This is a genomic window from Shewanella sp. SG41-4, from assembly GCF_014164505.1.
Taxonomy (GTDB): Bacteria; Pseudomonadota; Gammaproteobacteria; order Enterobacterales; family Shewanellaceae; genus Shewanella.
Genome location: NZ_JACJFI010000120.1, coordinates 1 through 12,009, shown reverse-complemented (window position 1 = coordinate 12,009; position 12,009 = coordinate 1). Strand labels below are relative to the sequence as shown.

Genomic DNA, 12,009 nt, shown 5'->3' with positions numbered 1-12,009 from the left:
GTGCAGTAGGTAGAAGTTCATTTGATGTAGCACGTCATCATCCGCGAGTAGTAAAGCTTGAGTATGTGGGTGAAGGACTTATTACAAAAACCTTATTCTTTGCTGGTAAAGGCGTGGTTTACGATACAGGCGGCGCAGACATTAAAGTTGCAGGGTCAATGGCCGGAATGAGTCGGGATAAAGGTGGCGCGGCAGCTGTTGCCGGTTTAATGAAAGCGCTATCGATACTGAAACCTAAAGGTATTAAAGTCGTCGCTGAGCTTGGATTAGTGAGAAACAGTATTGGCAGTGATGCATTTGTCACTGATGAAATTATTGCCAGTCACGCAGGTGTGCGAGTCCGCATTGGTAATACTGATGCAGAAGGTCGCTTAGTGTTGGCTGACTTATTATCGCATTTGCGTTTACAGGCTCAAACTGCAGTGAACCCACAATTGTTTTCGGTGGCCACGTTAACCGGTCATGTTGTACGAGCTTACGGTGGTTACCCTGCATTAGTTGAAAATAGTGCCGCTAAAAAGCAAGGCATTGCAGCAACATTAGCTGAAGTGGGTCAGTTATGGGGGGAACCATTCGAGGTTTCACGATTACGTCCAGAAGATTTTGATAAAGTTGCTGATAAAAACGGCGCTGCAGATGTAGTGTCATCGAATAATGGTCCGTCTTCCATTACGGCTCGTGGGCATCAATATCCTGCCGCTTTCTTGATAAAAGCCTCTGGATTAGCACAAACAGAACTGGCATTTACCCATATCGATATTGCAGGCAGTGCTGTTGAGGGAGATCCACTGTATGGAAAACCAACGGCAAGCCCTTTGGTTGCTTTATTACATTTTGTAAAGTCGTAAAGGCTTTATCTCTATCTTATTGTTATTTATAGGTTATATTTAATTATCACATATTGTTAACAATAGTTATACATAGTTTTAATACGAACTATGTGTAACTAAATCACTTTTAATGAAGTTTTTGTGAATTAAAGCAAATAATACTTGTAATTAAATTACAGTTTTGTATAATTCATTTCGTCAGCAAGCAATGTGTTTGTCGACTCTAGTTAATCCAGGATGGATATAACCTCCAAGGATCTGAGTGACAAGTTGTCTCAATGGATTTGAGAAATGTACGTTCCAGGGAACCGAGCCAAGCTTTACTAGGTTTATACAACTTTACTTTAATCAGGAGCACGACTATGTCTTATACAGGTAACAGCAAATTTTATTGGCAGAACACTTGGTTTGCCGACGTAACAGTTTTACGTGGCGGTATATTCGCCATGAAACGTTAAGAATTGACCCTCTTTACGTAGTTTTATTATCCATCAACCTTTTGTTCGTCTCGTTTGACGTTTTAGACAGAGTGATAAATTAGTTAATTTATCGCCACATCACGTTAAGTGGTGCTAGTTTTCCTTTCCCCATAGGGATGCTTGTAACATGTCTGCCTACTCTATTGAGTAGGCTTTTTTTTGTCTTTAATTCAGCTAGCTTTGGTTAGATTTAAGCTAATTGGTTGGTCGCTAATTGGTTAGTAGCTAATTGGTTAGTGCGCTATATAAAAAACTGAAATCTTTCAACAAAAAGGCTATTAATAGCTATCAAGGTCGTAAGTATTTATAATCCCGCAATAAAGCAAGCCCTCTGTAAAAGATGTCGACTCAGCGAGTACTGTCAGTAGCACAAAGCTTACCGCGCCCTCATCTGTAGCAATTTAACCCTTAATCCAATGTTAACCTTTGCCCAAGGAACCCCGTTCCATGTTAGAAAAACTATTTAAACTTAAACATAACAACACGAGTCTTAAGCAAGAGGCTATGGCCGGTCTGACTACTTTTTTAACGATGGCCTACATCATTTTTGTTAACCCTATGATGCTTGCTGATGCTGGGATGGATCATGGTGCGGTATTTGTTGCCACATGTTTAGCGGCTGCCATAGGTTGTTTAGTGATGGGGTTATTAGCTAATTACCCCATTGCTTTGGCTCCGGGTATGGGGTTGAATGCCTTCTTCACTTATACCGTTGTTGGGGAAATGGGTTATAGCTGGGAAACGGCACTTGGTGCGGTATTTATGTCTGGGGTGTGTTTCTTAATTTTATCATTAGTCAAAATACGTGAGTGGATAGTAAACAGTATTCCAATGTCGTTACGTTTTGGCATAGCGGCTGGTATCGGATTGTTTTTAGCCTTAATTGGCTTGAAAAATGCCGGTATTGTTGTGGCTAGCCCTGCAACATTAGTGACTATGGGGGATATCACCTCATTTCCAGCGTTGATGGCTGCGTTAGGTTTTTTCTTAATTATTGCCATGGTTCATCGTGGTCTAAAGGCTGCGGTTATTTTCAGTATTCTAATCGTGACCGTTCTTGGGCTGCTATTTGGTGATGTACAGTACCAAGGCTTAATTTCAATGCCACCGTCTATCGCGCCGACATTTATGAAGATGGACTTGTCTAGTGTATTAGAAGTGAGCATGTTATCGGTAGTTTTTGCTTTCTTGTTTGTCGATTTATTTGACACATCAGGTACCTTAGTTGCTGTTGCTCAACGTGGCGGACTGCTTGATGAAAAAGGCCGTTTACCTCGAGTAAAACGTGCCTTAACAGCAGACAGTGTCGCCACTATTACTGGTGCTGCATTAGGTACATCAACGACCACTAGTTATATTGAAAGTATTGCAGGGGTGAGTGCTGGCGGTCGCACTGGTTTAACGGCAGTTGTTGTTGGGTTACTGTTTTTAGCGGCGTTATTTGTGTCACCATTAGCCGGTATGGTTCCAGCCTATGCGACTGCAGGAACGTTGTTTTATGTTGCTATATTAATGATGTCTGGCTTGGTGAATGTTGATTGGGAAGACCTCACCGAAGCAGCACCAGTTGTAGTAACTTGCTTATTAATGCCGTTAACTTTCTCTATTGCCAATGCGATTGGTCTTGGGTTTATTTCTTATGCGGCTATCAAATTGATGACTGGGCGTTTTAAAGATTTAAATTCAGGCATTTTAGTGGTGGCTGGATTGTTTATTGCCAAGTTTATTTACAGTTAATTAACTGTCCATGAGCACAGCAGAATAATAAATTGGCTTAGCCAATACGAAAGGGCTATTAGCCCTTTTTTGTTTTTCAACCAATGCGTCAATAGCTAGCCTATTGCCACTTAATGCCACTTAATGCCACTCAATACGACGTTGTAAGTGGTGTAAAGAGTGATTTAATAACCATTTATTATCTCGATCAACGATTAATCTAGATAAATATTCCAGTATTAGCGGCTTTCACTATGAATTATCGAGTGAATTGGGTATAAAAATGAACTAGATATTTTTTGTAAGCTGAGTAAGACAAATGGGTTATCGCCGCGTAGTAGTTAAGTTAGGCACCAGTGTGCTGACATCGGGCAGTAAAAAGCTTGATAAAGCACATATGGTTGAATTAGCCAGGCAAATGGCCTCGCTTATGCGTTCAGGCGTAGAAGTCGTATTGTGTACATCGGGCGCGATAGCTGCTGGGCGAGAGCATTTACAATATCCAGTGTTGCCCGACACTATGGCAAATAAACAGTTACTTGCTGCTGTAGGTCAAAGTCAGTTAATTTTGGCTTGGTCACAATTGTTCAGTATTTACGGGTTACATGTTGGCCAGTTACTGTTAACTCGTGCAGATTTGCAAGATCGTGAACGTTACCTTAATGCTCGCGACACCCTAAATGCATTATTAGCTCATAATATTATCCCTATCATTAATGAAAATGATGCAGTGGCAACCAATGAAATTAAAGTGGGTGATAATGATAATTTATCTGCCCGCGCAGCCTTACTTTGCGATGCTGATTTACTTATTTTATTGACCGACCAAAAAGGCTTATTTGATGCCGATCCACGTACCCATCCCGACGCACAGTTGATTAAACAAGTTGTCAATATTGACGACAGTTTGCGTTTGCTAGCAGGGGGTTCTGTTTCTGGACTTGGAACGGGCGGAATGGCCACCAAACTCGAAGCCGCGGATGTGGCTCGACGTGCGGGCATAGAAGTTGTCATTGCTTCCGGTCATCATCCCGATGTTATTGCCAAAGTGGCGGCGAGGGAGTCTGTCGGTACTCATTTTAGCGCAATCGAAAATCCATTAGAAAGTCGCAAGCAGTGGATCCTTGCGGGTCCTGCTTCACAAGGTAAATTAGTTGTAGATGCTGGAGCATCTGTTGCCGTTGTTGCTAATGGTCGTAGCCTATTATCTAAAGGCATTGTCGATGTTGAAGGCAATTTTGAACGCGGTGCGACCTTACTGATTGTGAATCAAACCGGTAAGATTTTGGCTAAAGGCATTAGCCGATATTGCGCCAATGATTTAACCAAAATTAGCGGTAAACATTCTGATGATATAGAAAGTTTACTGGGCTATAACTACGGCGATGCCGTGGTTCATCGCAATGATATGGTCATACTTGATAATTAAGGATAAGCAGATGTCAGCCACTGATACAGAATATTTAACTCAATTAGGTCAACGAGCTAAGGCTGCGAGTTTTATTTTAGCGAGTTTAACGGCGAAACAAAAAAATCTGTTATTAGTAACGATCGCCGATCACTTAGCGCTGAAAAAAGATGATATTTTACAAGCAAATGCACAAGATATCAGTGCCGCGAAACAAAGTGGTTTAACCGAGGCCATGATAGATAGATTGATGCTGGACGAAGCACGGCTCGGCGGAATTATTGCTGATATTGATAATGTCATCGCGCTAGCAGATCCTGTTGGCAATGAAGCGGAAAGTCGGGTGTTAGATAACGGCTTACGCTTAACTCGGCGCAGTGTTCCATTAGGTGTGGTGGGGGTTATTTATGAGGCTCGGCCAAATGTCACCGTTGATATTGCTGTGTTAGCGTTAAAGACGGGCAATGCAGTAATTTTACGTGGTGGTAAAGAAACCTTAACCTCTAATAAAGTGCTAAGTGAAATCATCCGTGATGCACTGGTGAGCTTAGATTTACCAAAAGATGCCGTGCAGCTGATTGATTCACCTGATCGTAACCTTGTCAGCGGCTTGTTAAGACTCGACAAATATGTCGATATGATTATCCCTCGTGGTGGTCAAAACCTGCAGCGATTGTGTGCTGAGCAATCAAGCATTCCAGTCATTTTAGGCGGGATAGGCATTTGTCATTTATTTGTCGATAAACAAGCCGATTTAATACGCGCAATCGATGTCATTGCCAACGCTAAAGTTCAACGCCCAACGGTGTGTAATGCCTTAGATACATTATTAATACATCAACAGGTTGCCGCCGAGTTTATTCCCAACATAGCATCGCATTTACACTCGCTTGGGGTTCGTTTCCATGCTTGTGCAATTACCTTACCTTATCTTGATGGTTTAGGTTTTGATGTCACACCGGCACATGATGAATCGTATTCAACAGAGTGGTTATCACTCACGTTAGGGATCAAAGTGGTTAACAATATTGACGAAGCAGTAGAGCATATTCGTCATTATTCTACAGGGCATTCAGAAGCCATTTTAACGGATAACATTCACACAGCGAGTGATTTTATGAATCAAGTAGATTCCGCCGCTGTGTATGTGAATGCCAGTACTCGTTTTACTGATGGTTCACAGTTTGGTCTTGGCGCTGAAGTCGCTGTGAGCACGCAAAAGCTACATGCCCGTGGCCCAATGGCGTTAGATGCACTGACCACATATAAGTGGTTAGCTTGGGGAGATTACACCTGTAGGCAATAATGCATTTTGTTGTATTTATGACAAGAAGGGCGCAAATAAGCGCCCTTTATTATGTGTGCTGAGTGGCGGTAATAACAGAGCGTTATAAATTAAAAAAGATGACAGGGCGTTACTGGTTAAGCAAAGCGTTCATAATTGGCTAATAACCAAATCGCAAAAAAAGCAACCGTCATTAATATTGCCACAATCCTAAATACTTGCGCGTATTCCATTACATAAGTGAAATATCGACGCTGTACTGCATTGGTCATAAAAGTGGCGATAAGTGAAAATACACACAAATACATTGCTGGATATTGCGTGGTACTCACACCATAAAACTTTTCATAAACTAGTATCACCATAACAATTGTTAAAGTAACAATGCGTATCTTGCGTTCGGTATTATCGCTGAAATTCCATCTTGGCAGTCCCATTGCCTTACTCCCTCCACAATCATCTGAATTTTGAGTAGTTTTTAAAACATCCTTTATACTTTTATAGCTCTAGTTCAATTTTTTATCAAATGATTAGCGTTATTTAACGCTTTCTTTTGCAGTGTTACATCGGAAATGCGACTAACACCGCTGAAATGACAAGCTGGTTAATATTAGCTATAAGCCAATGTCGATTAAAATTGTGATGATGTAATCAAAATGATCAAGCGATCATGCTACGCGCAAAACTAAACAAAAAACTAAACAAAAAACTAAACACAAAACTAAGCAATAGTCCAAATTGTAAATCCAACCGATAGCATTTTATTCAATTATCCAGTGCTGACAGATACAGCTCACTAATCGATGGTTGAAACTCGCAGAATCATGAATCTCTCGCTCATTGAGCTGAATACTGGTTCGGGCGGCGATTATATCGTGCTAATAAAATCTAACGCATCGTCAAAATTGGTGCTTTTTGGTAAATGAAATGCCACTTCTACGCCTTGTTGTTGAACGATTTCGGCTAAGTTCACCGATTTCGCTTTCATCATCATGCTTACATTAGTTGTCGCTGTTATTGATGATTAATACACCTTGGCGAGATTTGGATGGCTCGCATAAAAAAATCCATTAAACAGGATAAATATTTACTTATCCCCTTGTAATTCACTTTGTTGTCCCAATATAGGTATCAAGGCTGATATGAGTGGTTAATTGTGAATCTCAAGTTAAGCAACAAAATGCTTGAAATACTTGCTGTTCATCCCCATATCAACATCAAATAACATATTTGTGACGACTAACGTCAATTTCGGAGGACCCCATGGGCAAAATTATTGGTATCGATTTAGGCACAACAAACTCGTGTGTAGCAGTCCTTGATGGCGGCAAAGCACGCGTAATTGAAAACGCAGAGGGTGATCGCACAACCCCATCAATTATCGCTTATACCGATGATGAAATTATTGTCGGTCAACCAGCAAAGCGTCAAGCTGTAACTAACCCAACAAACACATTCTTTGCCATTAAGCGTTTAATCGGTCGTCGTTTTAAAGATGACGAAGTTCAACGTGATGTTAATATTATGCCATTCAAAATTATCGCAGCCGATAATGGTGATGCATGGGTTGAGTCACGCGGTAATAAAATGGCTCCACCACAAGTTTCAGCTGAAATCTTGAAAAAGATGAAAAAGACCGCTGAAGACTTTTTAGGTGAAGAAGTAACAGAAGCGGTTATTACTGTTCCTGCTTACTTTAACGATTCACAACGCCAAGCAACGAAAGATGCTGGCCGTATCGCAGGTCTTGATGTTAAGCGTATTATCAACGAGCCTACTGCTGCAGCACTTGCATATGGTATTGATAAAAAGCAAGGCGACAACATTGTTGCAGTATACGATTTAGGTGGTGGTACATTCGATATCTCTATCATCGAAATTGACAGCAACGATGGCGACCAAACATTTGAAGTACTAGCAACCAATGGTGATACTCACTTAGGTGGTGAAGACTTTGATAACCGTATGATCAACTATTTAGCTGATGAATTCAAAAAAGACCAAGGCTTAGATCTTCGTAGAGATCCTTTAGCTATGCAACGTTTGAAAGAAGCAGCTGAAAAAGCAAAAATCGAGCTTTCAAGCACTAACCACACTGAAGTTAACTTGCCTTACATCACTGCTGATGCATCAGGTCCTAAACATTTAGTGGTCAAAATTACTCGTGCTAAGTTAGAGTCATTAGTTGAAGACTTAATTCAACGTACTTTAGAGCCGCTTAAAGTTGCACTAGCTGATGCTGATTTATCAATATCAGACATCAATGAAGTGATTCTTGTTGGTGGCCAGACTCGTATGCCTAAAGTGCAAGAAGCGGTAACTAACTTCTTCGGCAAAGAGCCACGTAAAGATGTTAACCCTGATGAAGCGGTTGCAGTTGGCGCGGCGATTCAAGCTGGCGTACTTTCTGGTGAAGTGAAAGACGTACTTCTACTAGACGTTACACCACTATCTCTTGGTATTGAAACCATGGGCAGTGTGATGACGAAGCTTATCGAGAAGAACACCACTATCCCGACTAAAGCTCAGCAAGTATTCTCAACAGCTGACGATAACCAAAGTGCAGTGACTATTCACGTACTTCAAGGTGAGCGTAAGCAAGCTAGTGCGAACAAGTCATTAGGTCAATTTAACCTTGAAGGTATTGAGCCAGCTCCACGTGGTCAGCCACAGGTTGAAGTGATGTTCGACATTGATGCTGATGGTATCTTGCATGTGTCTGCAACAGACAAGAAAACAGGCAAGAAACAAAACATTACTATCAAAGCATCTTCAGGTTTGTCTGATGAAGAAGTCGAACAAATGGTACGTGATGCAGAAGCTCATGCTGATGAAGACGCGAAATTTGAAGAGTTAGTTAAAGCGCGTAATCAAGCAGATGGTTTAGCTCATTCAACTAAAAAACAAGTTGAAGAAGCTGGCGATGCTCTAGCAAGCGACGAAAAAGAAAAGATTGAAGCGGCTATCGCAACTTTAGAAACTGCCATCAAAGGCAAAGATAAAGAAGCCATTGATACTGCCACACAAGGTCTAATCGAAGCGTCTGCTAAATTAATGGAAATTGCTCAAGCTAAAGCTCAAGGTGAAGCAGAGGGTCAAGGTCAAGCGCAAGATGCTGGCCAAGCTAAACCTGCTGATGATGTTGTTGATGCTGAGTTCGAAGAAGTTAAAGACGACAAAAAGTAATTAGTAATTTCAGCTAGTTACCGTTAAAGCGGGCGTTGGGGATATCCTCAAACGCCCGTTTGTTTAAATTAAGTTTAACAATTTACTCACACCTTCGAGAAACAAAACACTATGTCAAAGCGTGATTATTACGAAGTTCTCGGTGTTGGACGTGACACCAGTGAACGCGAAATTAAAAAAGCGTACAAACGCTTAGCGATGAAGTTTCATCCAGACCGTAATCCGGGTGACAAAGCCGCAGAAGCTAGCTTTAAAGAAATTAAAGAAGCGTACGAAATTTTAACCGACAGCGACAAAAAAGCGGCTTATGATCAATTTGGTCATGCTGGTGTCGACCCTAATCGTGGTGGACACGGTGGTGGCCAAGGTGATTTTGGCGATATTTTTGGCGATGTCTTCGGTGATATTTTTGGTGGTGGTCGCCGTGGTGGTGGTCAACGTCAAGCTGCGCGCGGTAGTGACTTACGATACAACCTTGAATTGTCTTTAGAAGAAGCTGTACGTGGCTTAACTAAAGAGCTGCGAATTCCTACTCTAGCCGCATGTGATTTATGTGACGGTAGTGGCGCCAAAAAAGGTACCTCTGCAACTACATGTGGTACGTGTCATGGCCAAGGCCAAGTGCAAATGCGCCAAGGATTTTTTGCGGTTCAGCAAGCCTGTCCTACATGTCATGGTCGCGGTAAAATCATTAAAGATCCTTGCGGCAAGTGTCATGGCGAAGGCCGTGTTGAGAAAAGCAAAACCTTGTCGGTTAAAATCCCTGCTGGTGTTGATACTGGCGATCGTATTCGTCTTACTGGCGAAGGTGAAGCGGGCGAGTTTGGTGCCCCACCAGGCGATTTATACGTTCAGGTAAGTGTGCGTGAACACGCCATCTTTACTCGTGATGCCAATAACCTTTACTGTGAAGTGCCTATTTCATTCAGTAAAGCTGCATTAGGTGGCGAGATTGAAGTACCAACATTAGACGGGAAAGTTAGCCTTAAAATTCCAACTGAAACCCAAACTGGACGTATGTTCCGTCTACGCGGTAAAGGGGTTAAGTCGGTCCGTAGCCATGCAGTAGGTGATTTACTGTGTAAAGTGGTCATGGAAACGCCGGTTAACTTGAATGAAAAACAAAAAGAATTGTTGCGTGAGTTTGAAGCCACGTTAACTGGCGAATCAAAAAAGCACAGCCCTAAAGCAGAAGGCTTCTTTGATGGCGTTAAAAAGTTTTTCCAGGACTTAAACAGTTAATCGAGACGTTCTAGCGACCTCGTTAAAGGCTGTTTACTTTGGGTAAGCAGCCTTTTTTATTGGCGTTTAGCGTCAGTTTTTTTGATAAACATTAGGCGTTCCACATGTCATTTTCTGCGTTCTCACTTAATTCAAATTTACTCGCCGCATTACCACCGACAGTGAATGAGCCTAGTCGAATTCAACAACTGGCTATTCCTACTATATTGGTGGGGCAAGATGTATTGGCATTAGCCCAAACCGGCAGTGGTAAAACTTATGCTTACGGTTTGCCTGTATTGCAACGCATTAGTCAGCTTCCATCATCTAATTTGTCGGCAGTTATCATCGTACCGACTAGAGAGTTAGCTTCTCAGGTTTCACAAAACCTAGCGCCACTAGCGCAATCGCTTAATATTCGCGTAGAGCTGCTTTGCGGTGGTGAGGCGATAGAACTTCAAATTGAGCGCTTAGCTCAACCTGTTAATCTAATAGTCGCTACACCGGGTCGCTTATTAGCATTAGCTCAACAAGGTGTTATTCAGTTTCAACACCTACAGAGTTTGGTTCTTGATGAAGCAGACCGGTTACTGGACATGGGATTTATCGCCGATATTAATGCGCTGATAACATTAATGCCAAGTGGCCAGCGGTTATTGTTTTCGGCGACGTTACCCGAATCTTTGGGCGTATTAGCTCAAAAAGTACAGTCAACATCTTGTGTACGTATCGAAGCGCACGCTTTGAACAGTACCGTGACAGATATTGCTCAAACCTTATATCACGTCAATAAAGGCAGTAAGGCCAAAGCGCTGATTCATTTAATTGCTTTACATCAATGGTCACAAGTATTGGTGTTTGTAAATGCTAAAGATGATGCTGATGCATTGTGTAAAAAACTAATAAAAGCGGGTATTAATGCTGCAGCACTTCATGGTGATAAAGAACAAGCGCTGCGAAGTAAGACCTTAGAGCAATTTAAAACTGGGCAACTTACAGTATTAGTAGCAACCGATGTATTAGCTCGCGGTATTCATGTTGACGCGTTGCCAGTGGTAATCAATGTTGATTTGCCTACTCAAGCAGCAGTATATGTTCATCGAATTGGGCGAACAGCAAGGGCGGGATTAAGTAGCCTAGCGTTATCATTAGTTAGCCACTCTGAAATACTCAACCTAGAGGCTATTCGGGAATTAACCGGGCAGGCATTACCATTAGTTGAATTGGCTGGTTTTGCGGTAACAGATAAACCGACTAGCGAAAACAGCAAGCGTGCGCCGCGCGATAAGCAAGCAAATCGCCGTACTGCAAATAAACGCAGTATTAGTGATTTTGCTAAACGTAAATCAACACATTAATCAACTCGTGAATGTTAGCTGATGTTTAACATCGCCAGTGGTGCATTGGTCGAGTAGATTGGTATAAAATGCATTAATAATGGATTAACTTTTTTTTGCTAAATAAATTTTAAAGGATGACAACATGAAACCTCTTGCGCTAACCCTACTCGTTTCTGCTTTATTAGTTGGTTGTGTTAATGGTCAATCGCCTACTGGTCGAGGGCAAACTTTGTTGTTTTCTGATACGCAGATGCAGCAAATGGGTGCTCAGTCGTTTGAGACCATGAAGAAAAGTGAAAAAATAAGCCAAAACCAAGCGCAAACTCAATATGTTAACTGTGTCTCCAAACGAATCACGGCAGTATTGCCCGACCAGTCGCAACAATGGGATGTGGTGTTATTTGAATCAGAACAAGTCAATGCGTTTGCGCTACCTGGTGGTCATATAGGTGTGTATACCGGTTTACTCAATGTGGCGACAAACCAAGATCAGTTGGCTACTGTGATAGGACATGAAGTAGCACATGTATTAGCACAACATGGT

9 protein-coding genes and 1 pseudogene are annotated in these 12,009 nt (G+C 41.8%); 8 read left to right on the top strand and 2 right to left on the bottom strand.

Going from position 1 to position 12,009, the window contains the following annotated elements:
- From H5202_RS12205 to H5202_RS12190, 4 genes and pseudogenes are all read left to right on the top strand, one after another.
- Positions 1 to 848 (top strand): annotated as a pseudogene (locus tag H5202_RS12205) (leucyl aminopeptidase family protein); the annotation flags it as partial.
- 908 nt (positions 849 to 1,756) lie between these two features.
- Positions 1,757 to 3,046, top strand: coding sequence for an NCS2 family permease (locus tag H5202_RS12200; RefSeq protein ID WP_182772315.1), 1,290 nt, complete (start codon positions 1,757 to 1,759; stop codon positions 3,044 to 3,046).
- Between the two features lie 298 nt (positions 3,047 to 3,344).
- Entirely contained in the window at positions 3,345 to 4,454 is a 1,110-nt protein-coding gene (proB, locus tag H5202_RS12195) for a glutamate 5-kinase (RefSeq protein ID WP_182772314.1), read from the top strand.
- A gap of 10 nt (positions 4,455 to 4,464) precedes the next feature.
- Positions 4,465 to 5,739, top strand: a complete 1,275-nt coding sequence (locus H5202_RS12190) for a glutamate-5-semialdehyde dehydrogenase (protein WP_182772313.1) — start codon at positions 4,465 to 4,467, stop codon at positions 5,737 to 5,739.
- A 116-nt stretch (positions 5,740 to 5,855) separates the two neighbouring features.
- Here the strand turns inward: H5202_RS12190 and H5202_RS12185 are convergent, their stop codons facing one another.
- Positions 5,856 to 6,155: a hypothetical protein gene (locus tag H5202_RS12185; protein ID WP_182772312.1), complete on the bottom strand. Its 300-nt coding sequence runs from the start codon at positions 6,153 to 6,155 to the stop codon at positions 5,856 to 5,858.
- Positions 6,156 to 6,586: 431 nt separating this feature from the next.
- Complete coding sequence (locus H5202_RS24265) at positions 6,587 to 6,712, bottom strand: hypothetical protein (RefSeq protein ID WP_259397301.1); 126 nt, start codon at positions 6,710 to 6,712, stop codon at positions 6,587 to 6,589.
- 269 nt (positions 6,713 to 6,981) lie between these two features.
- Here H5202_RS24265 and dnaK point away from each other — a divergent pair, with 269 nt between their 5' ends.
- The 4 genes from dnaK to H5202_RS12165 all read left to right on the top strand — a co-directional run.
- Entirely contained in the window at positions 6,982 to 8,904 is a 1,923-nt protein-coding gene (gene dnaK / locus H5202_RS12180; protein WP_182772311.1) for a molecular chaperone DnaK, read from the top strand.
- 111 nt (positions 8,905 to 9,015) lie between these two features.
- Positions 9,016 to 10,146, top strand: coding sequence for a molecular chaperone DnaJ (gene dnaJ / locus H5202_RS12175; RefSeq protein ID WP_011636444.1), 1,131 nt, complete (start codon positions 9,016 to 9,018; stop codon positions 10,144 to 10,146).
- Positions 10,147 to 10,250: 104 nt separating this feature from the next.
- A complete protein-coding gene (locus H5202_RS12170) occupies positions 10,251 to 11,483 on the top strand; it encodes a DEAD/DEAH box helicase (protein ID WP_182772310.1) in 1,233 nt (410 codons plus the stop codon).
- Between the two features lie 124 nt (positions 11,484 to 11,607).
- Positions 11,608 to 12,009, top strand: a 402-nt coding sequence (locus tag H5202_RS12165; protein WP_182772309.1) for a M48 family metalloprotease, incomplete at its 3' end; no start/stop codon positions are given.